The sequence below is a fragment of the Shimia sp. genome, from assembly GCF_965227725.1.
Lineage (GTDB): Bacteria > Pseudomonadota > Alphaproteobacteria > Rhodobacterales > Rhodobacteraceae > Shimia.
The window spans coordinates 705584-725969 of record NZ_CBDDGH010000001.1 but is presented as its reverse complement, the minus strand read 5'-3'; the positions used below and the strand labels follow the sequence as shown (position 1 = coordinate 725969).

Here is a 20386-nt window from a genome sequence, read left to right as displayed (position 1 = left end):
CACAGAGAACACCTCTGTGCAGTGGGGGGCAAGCTTCGCCTGACGCCATAGTAACGTTGCTTTATTAAAGAGGTTTTGCGACAACGCTTTGAAATGCGCATGGATGTGTTTTGCGCCCTTTGGAGAGCCAGATTTGCAAGACCCTACGCAGGTTTCCGCAACCACACCGGATTGGAGCCGGGAGCAGATCTCCCGTTTCTGGGACCCTGCGCCAAAGCTGTTGCGCGCGATCCGCCGCTATCAGGCCGCACTTGCCAAGGGGGGCGTCTGGGGCGGATTGGTCTCGAAATACTGGGTTCTTGTGCATCGCTTCTGGTCGCTGATCACCCAATCCGAAATCCATCTCAATATGGCCATCGAAGGTGGCCTGCGCCTGCCGCATCCCACAGGCATCATTGTGCATTCCAGCGCCAGAATTGGCCCGAACTGCCAGCTCATGCATCAGGTCACCCTTGCAGGTACCGTGGTGCTGGAGGGGCATGTGGATGTGGGGGCAGGCGCCAAACTGATCGGCCCTCTGGTCGTGGGGCGTGATGCGGAAATTGGTGCCAATGCGGTGGTCACGACAAATGTCCCCGCTGGTGCGGTGGTGGGCGGTGTGCCCGCGCGCCTACTTAAAATGAAACCCGGCTATGAGGCGGCTGCGCAAGGCAAGGCACAAACGCGCCACTGATGCGGCCCTAAAGAATGGTGCGGGGACGTTCTTTTTCCACCTGATCCGTGTTTGTATCCTGTGGCGCATCCGATGTCTGCGCACCGTGCAAACGCGCGCGCGCCATGCGTTCCGCATGACCAAACAGTGTCCCGGCAATCAGCCATGTCGTCGGGGTCAGCGTGGCATTGGGCAGCATGTCGATCATGTTAAAGCCCAGCATCACCGCAAGCGGCCCGATATAGGGGGACAACCCGTCCTCCGATGTGTCACGCGCCGAAGGCGCATCGAGCAGCTTATAAGATCTCTCGGAGCGCAGCCTGTCCTGCTCCTGCACATGGGCGTGGCGCAGCTCTCTGGAAATCAGCCAGATCGGCAGCGCCATCAGACCAAATTGCGCAAGATAGCCGACCCAACCCCAGACCCCGATCACGATGATCCAATAGCCGTCAGACACTGTGGTGATCGCGCCCGTGGTGCTGTCACGCAGATGATTGCGCCCCCAAATACCCCAGCCGAAAAGCGGCTTCTCCATGGCGCGCTCAAATAGGATGTCTTCGTTCACAATCCGAAAGTTCAGCGAATGGGCCCGCTCCGCACTGACCGCTTCAGCCTGTGCCACAATCGCGTCGCTCGGCACCAGATTACCCAGCTTCAACGCCGGATAAAGCAACATCAACGCTGCCAACAGGGCCGCCACGCGCACCTGCGCACGCCGTCCCATAAACAGGATGACACAGCCCGCCGCCGCAGCATAAACCAGCGTTGCCAGCGTTTTGCACAACACCAGCACAGCTGCCAGATAGAGCGTCGCAAGCAGGAACTTCGCCCGCATCTGCCCGCTATCCGCCCGCCACAAAGCAAGGGCCGCGAGCAAGGCTGTCAGGACAAAATACGCCAGCCAAATCCCATGGTAGAGAAACACCATCGGGCGATACCCACCGCCGCGAATGGTTTGCGAGAACAGGTGCTGGTAGTAGCCGTAGACCCAATTGTTGAGCTGCGGGCTGAGCCGGACCTCCAGCAAAATGGGCAGCGAATACGCCAATCCGCCAATCATCAGCGCGATCAGCAAATCCCGTTGATCCGCGCGGGTCTGCAAGAGCGCCCGCGCCAGCAGAAAGCCGATCACCAGAATGAAATTGTTGATCGGTTGCGCCACCGCATCCTGCAGATACAATCCGCGAATGAACATCTCGGTGAAAATCAGCGGCTCGCCATTGCTCAGCACCGTGGCCACCGGACTCAGCACAAAGATCGCCAGAAGCCAGCGCGCGAGCAGGCTATCGGGCAGCAGCTTTGGCCGCTGCGGCAGCACAAAGACCACCACAATCAGGATTGCCAGATTGGGCAGGCTGGTTTTGTCCAGCGCGGGCATGAGAGGGAAGTCAAATTCTGCCGGTGGTGGTGGCAGCAGCAAATAGGCCCCAAGCAATGACCAGATCAACGCCCGCCCGGGCGGCAGGTTGACAAACAGCCGCCAAATCACCACCGGCCAAAGCATCAGCATCAGGGTGGCAAGAATATTGGGCATTAGGCGGGGGCCTTCCTCGTCAGCTTTGCGGGTTTTGCGGGCAATGCGCGAAGCCGCCGGTCCATGACGCCACCTTAACCTGCAGCGTCAGAGCTGTCAGCCGAAGCAGATCAGCGGCCGGTGGCGGCTGTCACCACGGCCACAGTGCGCAGGATGATCTTCAGATCCGTACGCAGCGACAGCACGCGGTCATAGTGGCTGTCGTGAACGGCGCGCTCGGCAAAGCTGCATTCGTTGCGCTCAGAAATCTGCCAGAAACCGGTAATGCCAGGGCGCAGGGTGTAGTAGGCTGCACCCGGATAAAGTGTGGCTTGCTCCGGCATCATCGGGCGCGGCCCAACCACGGACATGTCGCCCATCAGCACGTTGAAGAACTGCGGCAGCTCATCCATCGAGGTTTTGCGGATGATCCGGCCAAGCCGCGTGATCCGGGGATCATCGGTCAGCTTCTGCTTGTCTTCCCACTCCATGCGGGCTTTGGGGTTGCGTTTCAGCAGCTCCTCCAGCTCGCGCTCCGCATTGGGCACCATCGAGCGGAGCTTGAGCATGTAAAACCGCTTGCCGTTTTTCCCGATGCGCTCCTGCCGATAAAATGGCGCGCTGCCATCCAGCGAGATCAACAGCGCCAGCAGTGCGATGACAAGGCTCACCGGCAGCGCCACAATCAGCACAAAAATTATGTCGCAAAACCGCTTAAACCCGCCTCGGTAGATCCCGTGCCTGTTTGGGGTTACCACAAACCCCTGCGCAAAATCGTCCCGCGAATAAATCGCCATTTGTTTCATCCCCAAAACACACCGGGGAGGGCATCATCGAACACAAAACATCACTGTGGTCGGTCCCACGCGGTTCCGACAAATCCGTCATTCTGAGCTGTTTTGAAAAAGAGGTCCCCATCAGCAGGGATCAGCCACAGTGTCGTCCTTAGTCTTAGTTCTTCAGATGCTCCTCCAAGGAAGCGCCCACCCAAGGACAAACTTTAGCCACAATTTTCCAGAAATCCACCTTAACTTAAGTATAGATTTGGCTAAATAGTTGAAAATAAGCAATTCTGTTGGATGTAGGGCCGCCAGAAACTGACATATTGGTTAAAATTGAAGTTAGCTTCTCTGACGCCGGTGTCCGCATTGGAAACGATGGTTTTGAGGGTGGTGCCATTGTTTCTGATTGCGCAGGCGAGGGCACACAGGCGCGATCAAAAGGGCACAGGATGATTCGGCGAAAATCCGCCCATCACCGCCAAATTTGACCGAATTGTGGCGCTCAGCTGCTGAGGTTCAAGATCGCCGTGGCCAACACGCCAAAGGTTGCAATCAATGCAGTAAAGCGGGCGACTGAGGCCAAGGTTTTGAGCCGCCTTTGTTTGGGCGTTTGCAGCACCGGAATTGCTGCCACGGCGCGCAGCCGCAGTTGTCGTTCCAGTTGTCCGCGAGTCCAGATCACCGGGCTGCGCATTTCAATCAACAGCACAAAGCTGATGGCGACCATCACGCTCAGCAATCCGCCCATCGCGAGAATACGTTTGCGCGAGGGAGCGACAGGCCAATCTGGCGGCAAGGCTTTTTCCAGAACGGTAAAGCTTTCCGACTGTTGGCTCGCTTCCAGCATCTGCTGCATCTCGGCTTCGGCCTTGCCTGCCGTGATTGCCTGATATTGCTCTTCCAGTTTCGCAAGCTGACGCTCCAGCTTGCCGTATTGCTGTTCCAGTCGCGGCGTATCTGCCAGCGCGGCCTCAATCTCGGCAATTTCCAGTTGATAGAGCGCAGCCTCTTCCTTCAGGCGACGCACACGCTGTGCGCGCACCGAATTGCCGCCGGAGGCCGCACTTTCATTCTCAAGGATTTGACGCTGCACTTCGAGTTCGATCTGCTGGAGATCCACAAGCCGGGTCCGCAGCGCCTCCACCCCGCCAGACAGCAAAACGGCATTGTCCCGTTTGTAATCAGCAATCTGCGTTTCCATGGCGGCAATACCCGCCCCGACACGGCGCTCCTCACTGTCAAAGAAATTCAGCGTTTCGGTGATGCGTGCGATGCGGCGCTGATCTTCCTGTTCCAGCACATTGTTGACCAGCTCGTTGGCCACATTGGCGGCCAGCACCGGGTCTGTCATCCGCACCGTCACCAGAAGAGCGGACGGGCTGATATCCTGACGCCAACGGAATTCCGGGTTGATGATATGCACCACTCGCGCAGTTTCGCGCAGCAGGGCCACCTTTTGCATCTCGCTCAGATCAGAATCGCGATAGAGCCCAAACTTCTGGATGATGGTCAGCAGGTTGTCCCGCGCCATCACCCGCTGCTCCACGATCTGCAGCTTTTGCAGCATGTCCGCGTTCAACGCACCCGGCGTGGTGCTGCCGGTTTGGATTGAGGGCTGCTCGATCTGAATGGTGGCGGAGGTTTCGTACTCTCGCGGCAGGCTCAGCACATAGGCAAGGGAGATCAGCAGCCCAGCGGCAATCACACTGACCCACAGAAACGACCTTCTGCGCAACATGCCCAGCACTTCAGCGATAGACTGGATCTTATCCATGCCCGTCCTCAAACCTTCCAACGGCGCGACTCAGACTCCGCGCTCTTGATGCCCCTTTATGGCGTGTGAATATGGTTATCCCATGGCGCAAAAGGGGAATTCGGCATTTTCCGTCGCCACGCGGGCGCCTATGGCGACCAAAGCAAACATATGACCACCGGCTTCCCCGACCTGTCCGCACAGCGTGGCATTGGCCGGAACACTTCCGACATCTCTCGTAAAACGCGCGGTGAAATGTGTAGTGGTTTCGGCCCATGTGATCTCAAGCGCCTCGAAGTCAAAAAGACAGCTCGTCAGAGGATATTGCGCCTTAAAAACCGCTTCTTTGGCGCAAAACAGCCGTCTTGCATGCAGCGCGCGCGCGTCAGAAGGGAGCGCAAGCAACCCGTCCAGTTCGTGTTGGGTGCAAACCGCGTCGATCACATCTGCCGGGAGCGCCTCCGCTGGCTCGACATCCACACCCAGCGCGTGAAAGTCCTCCTGCCGTGCAAGCACCGCGATGCAGCTTGATCCGTCATGACTGATCGAGCCGGTCAAATCCTCCGGCCAGATGGGCGCGCGGTCTTGCCCTGCGGGTATCGCCTGTTCGGCAACGTCCAGATCACGCATCGCCATGCGCGCGGCATGACGCCCCGCCGCAAACTCACGCCGCCGCGCGGGCACCGCCTTGGCGATCGCTGGCGCCTCTTCGGGCCAGACCACCGCCAGCGACCCTCTCGGATCACTGACCGCTACGGCCACCGCCTTGGGCGCAATCTGTGCAAGCCCCTGTTGCAGCGCGATCAGCGATGGCGCAATCGGCCTCATGACACGCGCGCGCGCCTCTGTGCGCGCATTTCCCGCCGCTTGCGCATGATCTCTGCGCGGCTGTTGCCAAGCGTCTCACGTTCTTCTTGGGATTCCGCCTTGGGGTCATCCTGAGGGGTCACGATCCCCAAAAGCTCCTGCACCCGCGCTGCCAACCCGGCCAGAGTGGGGAAGCGGAACACATCGGTGATCGACAATTGGGCCGCGCCAGAGCGGTTGCGGATCTCCCGATGCGCTTGCACCGCCAACAGACTGTGCCCGCCAAGGTCAAAGAAGTTGTTACCGCCTTGGATCCCTGCCACGCCCAGAACCTCCTTCCAGACATCTGCCACCAGTTTGAGGATGTCGCCACCCGCCGGAGCCTCTGCGGCCGTCGCAGGATCAGCCGCCGTTGGGGGCGTTGGTCTGGTCTGTGTGTGCGGCGCAGGCAGCGCCTTGCGATCCACCTTTTTGTTCGGGGTCAGCGGGAAAGCATCCATTGTGACATAATGCTGAGGCCGCATGAAACTTGGCAGCGTTTCACGCACAGCGGCGCGAATATCGGCCTCTTCAGGCACAGCCCCGCGCAGATAGGCCACCAGCCGCACATCGCCGGGCACATCCTCGCGGGCGATCACCACGGCCTGCACAATGCCGTCAATCTCCTCAAGCCGCGCTTCGATCTCACCAAGCTCGATGCGATAGCCGCGCAGCTTCACCTGATGATCCACACGGCCAAGGAAGTCGAGCTTGCCGTCCTCGCGCCAGCGCACCAGATCGCCGGTTCTGTAGACCCGCCCTTCCCCAAAGGGGTTTTCGACAAACCGCTCCGCCGTCAGTGCCGCGCGCTGCCAATAGCCCCGAGTCACCCCTTTGCCGCCAATCCACAGCTCGCCGGGCACGCCCACAGGCACCGGAGCCCCTGCCTCGTCCACAACATAGACCTGCGTATTGGCGATGGGTGTCCCCACATTGGCCACATCCTCAGCCTCATCGGCTTGGGAGGTCGTAGACCAGATGGTCGTTTCGGTTGGCCCATACATATTCTGAATGTCCGCCTTGGTTGCGGTCTTAAGATCGGCCACCAGATGGCCCGAAAGCGCCTCACCGCCGATCATCAGATGCCGCAGCCCCGCCAGCGCAAACCGCGCTTCGGCATTGTCGGCCAGCATGCGGGCCATTGATGGGGTGCATTGCAGATGGCTCACCTCGTGGCGCATCATCTGCGCGGCGATTGACACATCTTCCGGATCGAGCACGCCACCTTCATTGCAGTGCTGCACAACCTCCGCCAGCGGTTTTAAGCCCTCCAGAACGGTCTCCGGCGCAATGCCATAGTCGATCAGACAGGCGATCTCCGTCACACCGATGCTCTTGACTTGCGCCACCCGCTCGAGCGCATCTTCGATGGTGCCAAACAGCCCGCTTTCCTCAAAGTAGCGTTGGAAAGCAAAGTCCAGAATGCCCTCCAGCTCCTCAGCGGTCAGGCTCCCAAGATCAAGCTGGAACGCATTGTCCACGCCCTCTGGTCGCTTAAACGCCGGAAACGCCCAGGCATATTGCTTGATCAGCCCTGCTGCCGAGCGCAGGTAGTCTTTCATCGGTTCCCGCGCGATCTCGCGCGCGGTGTCCCGGTCTTCGGCCAGAAAACTGTGCAGCATCAGCGTGACTTTGAAATCCGCCGGATCATGGCCCGCCTCACGCAGCGCAGCATGATAAAGCGTGATCTTCTCGCCCAGCTCCTCGATGCTTTGGCCCAGCAGATGCGTCAGCACATGGCACCCGTTGCGCCCGGCTCCTTGCCAGGTTTCCGGGTTGCCCGCCGTGGTCATCCAAAGCGGCAGCTCCTTGGAAACGGGGCGCGGTTGCGTCACCACCGGATGCAGGCTGCCGTCCTGCTTGGGAAAGGGGACCTTTTCCCCGCGCCACAATTTGCGCAACGCGCCCATCTGCTCAAACATCGCGGGTTTGTTCGCCGGCGGTGTGTTCTCCGGACGCAGCACAAAATCATCAGGCTGCCAGCCGCTGGCAATAGCCAGTCCGGCCCGACCGTTGGTGAGATTGTCGATCACCGCCCATTCTTCGGCAATCCGTGCCGTATGGTGCAGCGGTGCAACGCAAGAGCCTGCCCGCACGCCGATCTGTTTGGTCACTGCGGCCACTGCTGCACCGGTCACAGACGGGTTGGGGTAGGGCCCGCCAAACGCATGGAAATGCCGCTCCGGTGTCCAGACCGCGCAGAAGCCATTGGCGTCTGCAAACTTCGCACCTTCCAGCAAAAGCTCGTATTTCTTTTCGCCCGCGCCGTCATCATTGCCCCAATAATAGAGCGAGAACTCCATATCGCCCTTTGGCGTCGGCAAGCGCCCGCTCGAAATCTGCGTGGATGTTTCATCGCCTGACAGCACCAGCTTGAAGCCCCGAGACAGGGTCCAGAACAGCTCCAAAACCGAAATATCAAACGACAACGAGGTGACCGCCATCCAGGCATCGCCTGACCGATACGGGATGCGGGCGTCCATACCGGCAAAGAAGTTGGCCACGTTGCCATGCTCCACCATCACGCCTTTGGGGACACCGGTGGAACCGGAGGTGTAGATCAGATAGGCGAGGTCTTCTCCTTGGGCGACCAGATCAGGATTGCCGCTTTCTGCATTTGCCAGCCGCGCGTCGGTATCCAGCTCAAGCACTTGGGCCTGATGGCTGGGCAGCGCGCGGGCCAAGGCAGCCTGCGTGACGATCACGTCACATCCGCTGTCTGAAATGTAATGCGCCAAACGCTCTGTGGGGTAGGTCGGGTCCATAGGCACATAAGCCCCGCCTGCTTTCAAAATCCCGAGCGCCGCCACCACAAGCTCCGTAGAGCGACGCAGGCAAAGCCCGACCAGCGCGCCGCGCTCCACCCCCATGTCACGCAAAACATGTGCGACCCGGTTGGCGCGGGCGTTGAGTTCGGCGTAGCTCAGGATCTCATGGCCAAACACCAGCGCAGGCGCATCGGGCGTTTTGGCGACCTGCGTCTCAAACTGCGCGACCATGGTCACATCCGGATCAACTGCGGCCTCTGTGTCGTTCCAATCGTTTAAGATCTCCGCGCGTTCTTCTTTTGAAAGGGCGCCCGCCTGCGCAACCGTTTCAGCGCTCGCGAGTTGCGAGGCGACCTGCTCCAAGCGCGCCGCCATCTTCGCGGCCTGTTCCGGCTCGACCCGTTTGGCGTCAAAATGCAACGCAGCTGTACCGTCTTTGACGGCCACGGTCATCGCCGCACCGCCAATGGGACCGCCGCCCAGATGCACCGCTATATCGGGCACTTGCAGGGCGGAAAGCGCGGGATCGCGCGCGATCAGATCGCGGGCAAAGCCGCCGCTGTTGTCCGCTTTGGTCACCAGCGCGGCCATCCGCGCATCCGCCTCTGCGGTGGTGTCGTTCATAAGATCGGCGGGCAACCGCATCGGCACCCAAGGGCAAACCAAAGCTGTGGCAGACAGTGTTGGGCCGCGATAGGCCACGCCGCAGACCTCTGCAACGCCTGATCTCAGCGCCCATACCGCCACAGCTGTCAGAACGCTTTCGGCGGGTGTCTCTGACAGATTGAGCGTCAGGCTTTGCATTTCCGCTTTCGCATTGGCATCGCTTGCCATGGGCAGTGTGGCGGGCACAAATTCCGCCAGACGTTCGCGCCAGTATGGTTCCGCCTTTGCCACAGGCATCATGGCGGCGGTCCAGGCTTCGCGCGCCTTCAGGTCGAGCGAAGACAAAACCTCGCCCCCCCGCAACATCGACGAGAGGCTGAGCTGCGCGCCGTCCAGATCCGTCAGCCCGCCCAGCCGCACCGCGCCTTCACCGCAGGCGATGGTCAGGGTGTCGTTGTCAAAGGCAAGGACAGTGCCTGCTGCAGCGGCTGTCGGGTTTGCAACAGGATCAGCGGTGTTGACCAACAGGATGCGATCCACGGCCGCGATCTTCGGGGCCCAGAGCGGGTTATAGTAATCCCCGTGATCCAGCGCCCGCACCAACGCCACAATCGCCTGCGCGCTGTTGGTGAAATCAAGCCGTCCGCCCGCTTCAGGCCGTGCGGTCCGGCCAAAGTAGCTACGCGCGCCCAGATCCTGCGCCTCTGCGTCCGGCATGCCCGCTGCCAGAGCGTGCACCACATCCGGAAAACTCTCCATCGCTGCGGTGTAGCATTTGGTGTTCAGCGTCAGCGCAGTGTCGCTCTCTGCCACATCAAACAGGCGCTGGGCCACGATTTTACCGGTGTCGGCCTGCGCCTCCATCGTGTGCCAGGTGATGCCGTGGCGTGGCTCCTGATGGATGCGCGCCCAGACCGGCGCATTCAGGCCAGCATATTGGGGCAGCGGTCCATCGTGAAAATTAACCGCGCCCTGAGAGGGCAGATTCAAAACCGCTTGCGGCAGCATATCCAGATTGGCGACACTCAACAGCCAGTCAAATTCAGCGCCGCTCAGTGCCGCCACCAAATCCTCATCTGAGGAGAGCACTCGCAGCCCTTCGGACTCGGCCCACTGGCGAATGTTTGCTGTCCTTGTGACCACCGCCTCAAGACTGTGCCCCATGTCCCGCCAAAGGCTCGCGCATTGCACAAGCAGGCTCTCATTGCCAATCATGACGCCGCGCATGGGCGGGCGATCCATCAGCCGATCAAGGCTCATTTGATAGCCTCCTCAATTGGGGGCAGGGCCGGGGTCTTGGCATCCGCCGCGCCCGGTGCGCTCGGCCGTATCCGACACGCATGGGCGATCAAATCCCGTAGAAAATACTCAGGGTCACGGCGCGGCTTCCGCCCGACAGCGCGCCGCAGTTTCCAAAGCAGGCTGCCAAGCACATGGGCCACCGTCGCCGCAACGGCGTAGGCGGTGCCGTGGTTCTTGCGGAAATAATGCTGCCGACTGTCAAACCAATACTGCGGCATCCGCTGCCAGCTTTTCATTCCGGTGGAGACCGAGCCGATATGCGTGACCTCACTCGCGCGCACATAGTCCACATGCCAACCGGCGCGCCGCGCGCGCAGGCACAGATCGGTCTCCTCAAAATAGAGAAAGAACGTCTCATCAAAGAGGCCGATGTCTTCCAGAACCTGCCGCCGGATCATCATCGACGCCCCCGCGAGCCAATCCACCCGCGTGGTTGCTGAGGGCATGGGCAGCGGCACCACATGGCGCGCAAACAGCCGCGTGATCAGGCCGATCCGCGCAGCGCCTTCAAGCTCGCTCCAGACCGACGGGAAACGGAAGGCCGTGATATGCGGCGCTTGATCTTCGCCATGGATGTATGAGCCAGCAAAGCCGCACTCCGGTGTTTGATCCAGATGATCCACCAACGCCGCAATGCCCCCCGCATCCGGAAAGGCGTCAGAGTTCAGGATATAGATGTAGTCAAAGCGGCGCTGGGCCAACCCGTGGCGCATGCCAAAATTATTGCCCGCGCCAAATCCCCCGTTGTGACCGGATTGCACGACCTCAACGCGCCCCCGCGACCAATCTGCCACAGCTACCGCGTCGCGCATCTGCTCAAAGGAGCCATCGCCGCTGTCGTTGTCGACAATCACGATATGCCCCTCAAGCTGCGCCATTTCCCGCGCCGCAGCCTGCGCTGCTTTCAGCGTCATCTCCGGTGTGCGCCAGTTGAGGATGACAGTCAGCACAGAGGAGGGCATACTCATTCCGCGGCCTCCCGAAGCATTTGCGGCGCAGCCTCAGCTTCCGCCGCTGCGATCACCGCCTTCAGCCGCGTTGCCAGCACCCGCACATTGGGTTCCAGCACCATGGAATCGTGGTCGCCCGGCACCTCAAAGACCTGCACATCCGGCACCCATTGCCCCCAGTCATTGTCATGGAACACATAGGCGCGGTCCTGATCCACCAAGCGCCCATTGCCCAAGGCCCATTTGCCCCGAAGCGGCGGACGGAAAAGGGCGAGGTTGCCGCTCCAGCTCTGCACCTGATAGCGCGCCACAGCCTGCAAAAATGCCGCTTCGATCTCCGCATCATGGAACTGCTGCCCCTGAGCTTCGGTTTCCTGCGCGGGTTGGCGTTTCGCGATTTCCCAGGCGATGCGGTTCTTGGCCCAGATCACCGGATAGGCGACACCTTTGGTGCGCAGCTCCTTCAGCTGAATGCGCATCCAAACCGCATTTGCGGCGCAGCCTCAGCTTCCGCCGCTGCGATCACCGCCTTCAGCCGCGTTGCCAGCACCCGCACATTGGGTTCCAGCACCATGGAATCGTGGTCGCCCGGCACCTCAAAGACCTGCACATCCGGCACCCATTGCCCCCAGTCATTGTCATGGAACACATAGGCGCGGTCCTGATCCACCAAGCGCCCATTGCCCAAGGCCCATTTGCCCCGAAGCGGCGGACGGAAAAGGGCGAGGTTGCCGCTCCAGCTCTGCACCTGATAGCGCGCCACAGCCTGCAAAAATGCCGCTTCGATCTCCGCATCATGGAACTGCTGCCCCTGAGCTTCGGTTTCCTGCGCGGGTTGGCGTTTCGCGATTTCCCAGGCGATGCGGTTCTTGGCCCAGATCACCGGATAGGCGACACCTTTGGTGCGCAGCTCCTTCAGCTGAATGCGCATCCGGTCGGCACGGCTCAACGCGCGGCGCACCGGCAAGGGGGTATCGAGCATCGCCACCAGCCGGACATCATCGCCCATGGCCTCAAGCTGTCGCGCGATTTCATAAGCGGTGATCCCGCCACCAGAGAACCCGCCCAACAGATAAGGCCCCTCCGGCTGCACCTGCTTCATCTCCTTGATGTAGTCTGTGGCGGCCTCCACCAGATCATCATGGGGCTGTGCATCCCCAAACAAACCGCGCGCCTGCAGGCCGTAAAACGGGCGGTCCGCGCCGATCAGATGCGCAAGATGGCGCAGGTTCAACACATTGCCAAACATTCCGGCCACAAGGAAAAACGGCGTCTTGGCGCCACCTTCCCCCTGATGCATCGGCACCAGGTGGGTGAAGCGCGTCGTCGGTTTGGTGTCTTCAGGCGCATGTGTGCTTTGCGCGGAGGTCTGTGGCCCCTGATCCCCGACATGATCCGCGATCAGCGCGGCACAGGTCTCAATGGTTGGCGCTTCAAACAGAACCGAAATCGGGAAGTCGATCGACCACGCTTTCTTGACCATGGCAAACAGGCGCACCGCAATCAGGCTGTGCCCGCCGAGATCAAAGAAACTGTCCTGCACGCCAACCTGCTCAACACCCAAAAGTTCCTGCCAAAACCCGGCCAGCGTGCGCTCAATATCCGTGCGTGGGGCGATGAAATCAGTCTCTAATTCAGGCCGTTCAAAGCTTTGCGTCGGCCCTGCGTCTTCTTGAACACCGGCCTCCGCCTGCTTGATCAATGCAGCGAGATCGAGCGAGGACACCACCAGTTGCGCGCGTCGATCACGCAGCGCCGCCTCAAACATCTGGGCGCCAATTTCAGGTGGAATGCCTTGGGACAGATTGTGGGCCAGCCGCTCCTCTGCGCCAGAGAGCGGGGCGAGCGCTGCGCCGGGGTCTGCAAACTGAACTTCGCTCTTGCTCAAGGGCTGTGCCTTGGTGAAACCGGCAGCGGTTTCCACTTGGCGCAAGGCAAGCCCGCTCACTTCGACACATATGTTGCCCGCAGCATCCGCCAGAGACACATCAAACCGTGCCGAGCCTGACGCGCTGTCTCCGCTCACCAGCTGAACGTGGCTCACCACAGTTTCAGGCAGCGGCGCAAACTGTGCCAATCGCGTGTAGCCAACCGGCACCCACAAATGTCCTTGCGCATATCCGGGGATCAGGTCCATCGCCCACCCGGTGGCAATATCCAGCAGCCCCGGATGCATCTGCAAACCGTCCCCGTCAAAGTGGGCATCAAGCCGTAGCTTTGCCAGGCCTTGCTTCTCGCCCAGAGCGGTTTCGCGCAGCACCTTCCAGCGCGGGCCAAAGCGCATATGCGCTTCCTGCGGCGCGCGCAATGCTGCGCCAAAGCCATCGTTGGTGATCGGACAGGACGCCGCGAGTTCAGAAACATTCAGCGGCGCTGCCGGTGTTTCCCGCACAGGAACGAGTTGCGCTTCCGCATGTGTCTGCCAGCCCTCTTGCCCGTCAAACTGCACCGCCGTTTGCACAGCAAATGCATAGCCTGCAGGGCTTCGTCGCAGGGTGACACGCAGCGTGCAATCCGCATCCTCCGCCACATGTAAGGGTCGCAGGAACAACAGGTCCTCGATGGCAAAATTCTCGGTTTCCCCCTGCGCAGCCAAGGCCTCATACGCCAATGCGATATAGCCGGTGCCCGGCATCACCGCCGCACCGTCTCCGGTGCGATGCTCATCCAAAATCCAATCTTGCGCTGTCAGGTCGGCAGTAAAGATGCGGTTGCCCTGTGCATCAAACCCGGCCCCTGTGAGCAAGGGCGTGTCAATCGCCTCAACCGGCGCCTCCGTTGGGCTGCCTTGCCGCGCCGCCACGGCGTCTGCCGCCATGCCAACCTCTGACCAAAGCCCCCAGTTGATCGCGCGCACCCGCGTTTTTCCGCCTGCGCGAGTCTGTGCGTAGGCGTTCAGATAAGCATTTGCCGCCACATAATCGAGCTGCCCCGCAGGGGCTGTGGCGGTGGAGGAAGAGGCAAACAGCATCAGCCAATCAAGGCTGCCGTCCGGGAACAGCTGCTCCAGCACCTGCGTGCCGTGCAGCTTGGGCGCCAGCACATCTTCAATGCTGGCTGAGGTCTTCGCCAGCAGAGGACCGTCATCAATCACACCCGCCGCATGGATCACGCCGTTGATCTCGCCAAAAGCCTCTCGCGCGGCGGCGACCGCTGTGGCCATCTCATCACTGTTGCACACATCCGCCGCCAGCGACAGCACGCTGCCACCAAGGCTTTCGAGCCGCTCTACTGCCCGCATCCGCTGCGCCACGCGATCGCGCGGAGCATGGTTTTGCAGATAGTGCGCCCAGCTTTCACGCGCGGGCAGGCTCTCGCGTCCCAACAAAACAACATTTGCGCTCGCTTCGCGGATCATGCGTTCCGCCAATGTGATGCCAATGCCGCCAAATCCACCGGTGATGAGATAGGTGCCACCTTTTTGCCAGATGGGCATGTCTTCGCCTTCAAGCGCGACTTTGCGATAGCCACGCTCAAACCGTTTCTCTCCGCGCCACGCCGCGATCTGCGTTTTCGGCGGGGCCAGCACTTCCTCCAGCAAGCGCGGGATCAGCGTGCCACGCGTCTTTTTGCTCGGCGCCTCTACATCCAGCAGGCTTGCGCTTACCCCCGGCAGCTCGCGGCCCATCACCTGCACCGCCCCAAGTACGGTGGCTTTCTCCGGATAGGGTAGGGCTTCTGCGCGCGCTTGCACGGCGCCATTGCTCACAGCTGTGATGTGCAGCGGGGTTGGCAGGTTCTCTTCGCTCACCGCCTGCGCGATGAAAAACAGGCTCATCAGCCCCTGTTCCTGATTGCGATGAAAGAAGCTCGATCCGGGGCGATGGCTTTCATCTTCGGTGAGCAGCCACAGATGCACAATGCGATCCGGCACGCGGCCTTTGGCCATCAGGCTCTGCATCAGCGCATCATAGCCCTCGCGCCCGCGTTCCGGTGCCAGCGCATAGGAATCCGCGCCAAGCTCGGCAAAAGCATCACCGGTGATGACTGTCACCACATCCTGACCCGCAGCGCGCAGCTTGTCTGCCAGGGCCGACCCAGTGCCGCCTTGATCAACAAAGATCAGCCAGCTGTGCCGCTCTGCCCGCTCCAGTTCGGTTTCAACATCAATCTCGCATTCGGCCAGACGTGGCGTCCATACGGGAGCGTAGGTCCAGTCGGCGGTGTCCTCCAGCCGCATCAGCAGCTCATCTGCCGCGTCAGCCTGCCCTTGCCCGGGCTCGATGAAATAGCGGCTGCGCTGGAACGCATATGTGGGCAGTACAACTTTCTGACGGGGCAGCTCTCCCCACAGATGCTCAAAATCCACATCCACCCCGAAGGTCCAAAGCTGGGCCAACACGGTCAGGAAATAGAGATCATCGGCGGTCTGTTCTTCCGGGTGGCGCAATGACGACAGCACCTGATACGCCGCGACATCAGCATGCATTTTGCTGAGCGATGACAGGGCTTTGCCGGGGCCGACCTCCAGATAGATCCGGCCGGGTTTCTGGGCCAGCTCAGAGATGCCATCGGCAAACAGCACGGTATGGCGCAGATGCCCGACCCAGTATTCTGGGTCCGTCGCCTCGTGATCCAGCAGCGCTTTGCCGGTGCGGTTGGAAATGATCGGCAGAGTTGGTGCGTTGAGGTCAATCCCGCGCAGATAATCGCCAAATTCCTTTAGGATCGGTGTGAGCATCCGCGAGTGTGCGGCGATGTTGATCGGCACACGCTGCGTGTCAATCTTCTTCATCGCCAGCTTGGTCGCGAGCACATCCAGCGCCACGTCTGAGCCTGAAACCACGGTGAGTGTGGGCGCATTCACCGAGGCAATGTCCAGATCTTCGCCCAGATACGCCTCAAGCTCCGCCAGTGGCAAAGGCACCGACAGCATCCCGCCTGCGGGCACCCGGTCAAACAACTGTCCGCGCAGATGCACGAGCCCGAGACAGTCCTCAAACGACATTACACCAGCCAGACAGGCGGCCGTGTTCTCGCCCATGGAATGCCCGATCAGTGCAGCAGGCGTCACACCCCAGCTGATCCACAGCTGCGCCAGCGCGTATTCCACCATCATGATCAGCGGCAGCTGCTGGCTTGGCCGTTTCAGCCGCTCCTCAGCCTTTGCAACATCCTCGCCCGTAGCAAGCCACAGCGCACGCAGCTCTTCGCCGCCTTTGTCCGCCAGATGGGCAAAGCCGCGTTCCATCCAATCGGCAAAAACAGGCTCTGTTTCAAAGAGATCACGCCCCATGCCCACATATTGCGCCCCGCCGCCCGGGAACATGAAGACCACCTCCGGCGAAGCTTCTGCACGGCGCGTAAACACCCGCCGCGGATCATTACTTTCCAGAAGCGTCGCCGCGTCCTCATGGCTCTCTGCCAGCACAATCCGGCGATTTTCAAACGCACGCCGACCGGTCAATAGGGTGTAGGCCACATCCGCCAGCGGCTGCTCCGGGTGCGCCCTCAGATGTGCCGCCAGATTGGCGGTATTGGCTTCCAGAGCCTTTGTGCCGCGCCCTGACACCGCAATCAGTTGCAACGGCCAGTCACTTTCAGCGCTGTTCGGGCGGTCCGGGGCTTCTTCAATCACCACATGAGCGTTGGTGCCCCCCACGCCAAGGCTGTTCACCCCGGCGCGCCGTGGTCCCTTGCGCCGCTCCCATCTCCGCAACACGGCATTCACCGCAAAGGGGCTGGTTTCAAAGTCTATCGCTGGATTGGGCGCTTCAAAACTGAGGCTTGGCGGCATCTCTTTGTGATGCAGCGACAGCGCCGTTTTGATCAGGCTCGCAGCACCTGCCGCCGTGTCCAGATGGCCGATATTGGTCTTCACCGATCCGATCCGGCAAAACCCTGTCTCTTCAGTGGTTTCCCGATAGGCTTCGGTCAGCGCGGCCACTTCGATCGGATCACCCAGATAGGTGCCGGTGCCATGGCACTCGACATAATCCACCGTGTCTGCACTGACATCCGCAATCGAAAGCGCATCTGCCACCGCAGCCGCTTGCCCGCCCACAGAGGGGGCCAGATAACCCGCCTTGTCAGAGCCGTCATTGTTGACCGCAGAGCCTTTGATCACGGCCCAGATGTGATCGCCATCAGCAATCGCATCGCTGAGCCGGCGCAACACAATCGCGCCTGCGCCCGAGCCAAACACCGTGCCTTGCGCACGATGGTCAAAAGCATGGCACTCCCCATCGGGTGACAGGATCTCGCCATCCTGAAACACATAGCCCCGCCCATGGGGCAGCTCGATGGTGACACCACCTGCAATCGCCATGTCACACTCGCCATTCAGGATCGACTGTGCCGCATAATGCACCGCCACCAGCGAGGTGGAACAGGCGGTCTGCACCCCAAGGCTGGGGCCTTTCAGGTCCAGAATATGGCTCAGCCGTGTGGCCAGAAAATCCTTATCGTTCCCGGTGTGACGCAACAGGAACATGCCGGTGTTGTCCACCAGATCGCGGTTGCTGCAGAGGTTGAAATAGAAATAACTGCCCATGCCGCAGCCCGCGAAAACCCCGATGGGGCCGCCAAAGCGCTCCGGCATATGGCCAGCGTTTTCAAGCGCTTCCCAACTCACCTCAAGAAACTGGCGGTGCTGCGGGTCCATGATCGCGGCTTCTTTGGGAGACAGCCCAAAAAATTCCGCGTCAAATTCGGCAAACCCCTCCAGCATCGCCGCCGCTGGCACGTAATTTCGGTGGTTGAGCCGCGCTTGGCTTTCGCCATTTGCCAGCAGGTCCTCTTCGCTGAGCTGTTTGATAGAGCGGATACCGTCGCGCAGATTTTGCCAATATTCCTCAATGCTGGCCGCGCCGGGCAAATGCGCCGCCATACCGACAATGGCAATATCTGTCGCTTGGACAGTCTTCGTTACAGTGTCGCTCAAATTCTTGCCCGCCAAAGTCACCTGCGCCAAACGCGCGTGAGATCAGCCTTTCCTTTACAAAAAAGCTCTTTCATTTCGCTTAAAAGTAAAATCACAACCATACTTCAGAAAGGTCAAATCAGGGCAAATTGAGGGCAGAAAGTGCGAAAATGGTCTTTTGATGCAAGACCCATACCAATGCACCGACCCCAACGCCCACTGCCCAGAACAAAGCGTCGTGGCGCGCGTCCCACGCTGCGTGTTTGCGCGCCAGCCAGATGACAACCGGATAGGCCAGCAGCATCGCCAAGCCTTGCCCGATCAGCGCTCCCGTCAGGCCGTACTGCGTCCCTCCCACGATGAGCCCCGTCATCACCAATCCGGCGCGTGTCGCAGCAAGCAGGAAAAATCCTCGGCTGTCACCGGCCGCCAGCGCCGCATTGTCATAGGTCAGCGCGATCATTTGAGGGATCTGCATCAGCGCGAGCAACACCACAACCCCACCGGCCAGTGCATAGCGTGGGTCATAAAGCGTCTCGACAAGCCACGGCCCAATCAGCGCGAAACTTGTCAGCAGCGCAAACAATCCGCCGCTCAGCAACAGCCGCATCTTGTGCAAATGCGCGCGGTTCTCCGCGCTCTCATGCGGAGGCTTTTCGCGGTAAATCGGGATCAGCAATCGCCCCGCCAGCATCCCGCCCAACAGCCATGGGAAGGAGGCGAGGAAATAGCCGATGTTGTAGATGCCAAGCGCACTCAGGCTCAGGAATTTCCCCAGAACAATTTTGTCCCCCTGACTCAGCAGGAACCCGGCCGCCGTAGAAAGAAAGATCCATTTGCCAAAGTGGATCAGCTCCCTTGCCGCCGGGCGCTCCCAGCGGACGTGATTTCCCGCTCCGGGCAGCAGCAGGTGGTAGGAGATCAGCTGGATGATCAGCGTGGTCACCGCGCTGGCCACCAATGCCCAGACGGATCCTGTGGCCCAGGCCACCAGCACACCCACCACCAATCCAATCACCTGCGCGCCCAGGTCAATCGCGGTGAGGCGGCCCAGAACCAGATTGCGGTTGGCGCTGTCTTTCTTGGTGGGAAACAGTCCGGAAATCAGCAGGGTGACCCCGACCACGGGCAGGATCTGCGCCAGCTCCGGTGCGTCATAAAACGCCGCCGCCGGTGCTGCTAAGGCCCAGGTCATGACCATCAGTACCGCGCCCCGCAACACCTGAATGGTCCAGGCCGTGTTGAGAAACGCCGGATCCTCGCCCCGCTTGGATTGCAGGATCGACTGGCTCACGCCCATATCGCTGAGGTTGTTCAGCCCCTGCATGAACACCCAGACAAGGCTCATCAGGCCAAAGGCTTCGGGGAACAGAAGCCGCGTCAAAATCAGGTTGGAGGCCAATCTGAGCGCCTGACTGCCGCCATAACCCAAAATGGTCAGCCCGCCGCTGCGCAACGCGCGTGCGGCCAGCGATTGACCTTTCGTGATCTGCTGCAGGCGGCTCATCGCCCGCGCTCCCAGCCCTGCGCTTTCTGCGGTGTGAATTTCACAACCAGGGCCACCGCCGCATAGACACCAAACCCAATCGGGTCACGCAGCGCCATGCCCAGCATTTGCCCCGCACGTACCGGCAGCTTGTTGTCGTTCTTCGCCAGCTCTGGAAAACGCGCAAAAACCTCACCCACACCGGCATTCTGCCGCCGCCGCACCCGAACCAGCGAGCCAAAGCCTTCCACCAGCGGCCAATCGTATCCGGCTGACACGCCCACTCGTTCTTCGGAGGCAAAAGACAGCCGCACAAAGGTGTCATCAGAGATAATGTCAGGAAAATCTCCCCAGCGCGCGCGCCCTGCGGCATTCACCGCAAACAGCCCTGCACCGGGCACGCCTTCGGTAATGAAAGGCATTTTGGCATAGGTGCGCGCATAGGCCCGTGTCGCCCAGGTCGCGGCCTTGCTCAGGCGCAATTGCCCGCTGGCATAACGTGGCGCCTCGGTCGCCAGTACATCCGCCAGTTCGCCAAACAATGCCGCATCGACGATCACATCCGCATCCAGATAGGCACGCATCTCGTAAGCCGCCGCCGCATCCGCCGCATTCAATGCACCAATCTTACCGACGGCAGGCAGGTTCAGAACAACCAGATCCCAGCCCTTCTGCGCAGCGCGCTCCGCAAAGCCTTTGGAAATGGCCACTGTGCTGTCGCTGCACCCATTGGCAGCCACCACAATCTGCGCGCATGCCAGTCCCTCTGATGCCAGCACAGCCTCAAGGCAGGTCCCGATATGGGCCGCTTCATTGCTCGCTGGAATGAGGATGCTCAACACCGCGCGGATGCCTTCTTCTGATCA

At 60.6% G+C, this 20386-nt stretch carries 11 protein-coding genes; 1 reads left to right on the top strand and 10 read right to left on the bottom strand.

Annotated features, from left to right (window positions below; translation table 11 throughout):
• Positions 1 to 133 precede the first annotated feature (133 nt).
• On the top strand, positions 134 to 673 hold the full coding sequence (locus ACO07T_RS03475; RefSeq protein WP_422048278.1) for a serine acetyltransferase: 540 nt from the start codon (positions 134 to 136) through the stop codon (positions 671 to 673).
• A gap of 7 nt (positions 674 to 680) precedes the next feature.
• Here the strand turns inward: ACO07T_RS03475 and ACO07T_RS03470 are convergent, their stop codons facing one another.
• From ACO07T_RS03470 to ACO07T_RS03425, 10 genes are all read right to left on the bottom strand, one after another.
• On the bottom strand, positions 681 to 2186 hold the full coding sequence (locus ACO07T_RS03470) for a hypothetical protein (protein WP_422048277.1): 1506 nt from the start codon (positions 2184 to 2186) through the stop codon (positions 681 to 683).
• Between the two features lie 110 nt (positions 2187 to 2296).
• The gene (locus ACO07T_RS03465; protein ID WP_422048276.1) at positions 2297 to 2962 is read right to left on the bottom strand and encodes a sugar transferase; all 666 of its coding nucleotides are present in this window, start codon (positions 2960 to 2962) and stop codon (positions 2297 to 2299) included.
• 487 nt (positions 2963 to 3449) lie between these two features.
• The gene (locus ACO07T_RS03460; protein WP_422048275.1) at positions 3450 to 4721 is read right to left on the bottom strand and encodes a GumC family protein; all 1272 of its coding nucleotides are present in this window, start codon (positions 4719 to 4721) and stop codon (positions 3450 to 3452) included.
• A 75-nt stretch (positions 4722 to 4796) separates the two neighbouring features.
• The gene (locus ACO07T_RS03455; RefSeq protein WP_422048274.1) at positions 4797 to 5528 is read right to left on the bottom strand and encodes a 4'-phosphopantetheinyl transferase family protein; all 732 of its coding nucleotides are present in this window, start codon (positions 5526 to 5528) and stop codon (positions 4797 to 4799) included.
• Positions 5525 to 10180, bottom strand: coding sequence for a MupA/Atu3671 family FMN-dependent luciferase-like monooxygenase (locus ACO07T_RS03450; protein WP_422048273.1), 4656 nt, complete (start codon positions 10178 to 10180; stop codon positions 5525 to 5527). The genes ACO07T_RS03455 and ACO07T_RS03450 overlap by 4 nt, the downstream gene beginning before the upstream one ends.
• Positions 10177 to 11184, bottom strand: a complete 1008-nt coding sequence (locus ACO07T_RS03445; RefSeq protein ID WP_422048599.1) for a glycosyltransferase — start codon at positions 11182 to 11184, stop codon at positions 10177 to 10179. The genes ACO07T_RS03450 and ACO07T_RS03445 overlap by 4 nt, the downstream gene beginning before the upstream one ends.
• Before the next feature lie 2 nt (positions 11185 to 11186).
• A complete protein-coding gene (locus ACO07T_RS03440; protein WP_422048272.1) occupies positions 11187 to 11651 on the bottom strand; it encodes a hypothetical protein in 465 nt (154 codons plus the stop codon).
• Positions 11636 to 18055 (bottom strand): type I polyketide synthase, encoded by a 6420-nt coding sequence (locus ACO07T_RS03435; protein ID WP_422048271.1) that lies wholly within the window; start codon positions 18053 to 18055, stop codon positions 11636 to 11638. Before ACO07T_RS03435 ends, ACO07T_RS03440 begins: the two co-directional genes overlap by 16 nt.
• Before the next feature lie 118 nt (positions 18056 to 18173).
• Complete coding sequence (locus ACO07T_RS03430) at positions 18174 to 19541, bottom strand: oligosaccharide flippase family protein (protein WP_422048270.1); 1368 nt, start codon at positions 19539 to 19541, stop codon at positions 18174 to 18176.
• Positions 19538 to 20362 (bottom strand): glycosyltransferase family 2 protein, encoded by an 825-nt coding sequence (locus ACO07T_RS03425; protein WP_422048269.1) that lies wholly within the window; start codon positions 20360 to 20362, stop codon positions 19538 to 19540. Before ACO07T_RS03425 ends, ACO07T_RS03430 begins: the two co-directional genes overlap by 4 nt.
• Positions 20363 to 20386 lie beyond the last annotated feature (24 nt).

Coding starts and splice junctions, on each gene's coding strand:
- ACO07T_RS03430 (WP_422048270.1), bottom strand. CDS start 19,541: ATGAGCCGCCTGCAGCAGATCACGAAAGGTCAATCGCTGGCCGCACGC.
- ACO07T_RS03440 (WP_422048272.1), bottom strand. CDS start 11,651: ATGCGCATTCAGCTGAAGGAGCTGCGCACCAAAGGTGTCGCCTATCCG.
- ACO07T_RS03465 (WP_422048276.1), bottom strand. CDS start 2,962: ATGGCGATTTATTCGCGGGACGATTTTGCGCAGGGGTTTGTGGTAACC.
- ACO07T_RS03460 (WP_422048275.1), bottom strand. CDS start 4,721: ATGGATAAGATCCAGTCTATCGCTGAAGTGCTGGGCATGTTGCGCAGA.
- ACO07T_RS03445 (WP_422048599.1), bottom strand. CDS start 11,184: ATGCCCTCCTCTGTGCTGACTGTCATCCTCAACTGGCGCACACCGGAG.
- ACO07T_RS03455 (WP_422048274.1), bottom strand. CDS start 5,528: ATGAGGCCGATTGCGCCATCGCTGATCGCGCTGCAACAGGGGCTTGCA.
- ACO07T_RS03470 (WP_422048277.1), bottom strand. CDS start 2,186: ATGCCCAATATTCTTGCCACCCTGATGCTGATGCTTTGGCCGGTGGTG.
- ACO07T_RS03450 (WP_422048273.1), bottom strand. CDS start 10,180: ATGAGCCTTGATCGGCTGATGGATCGCCCGCCCATGCGCGGCGTCATG.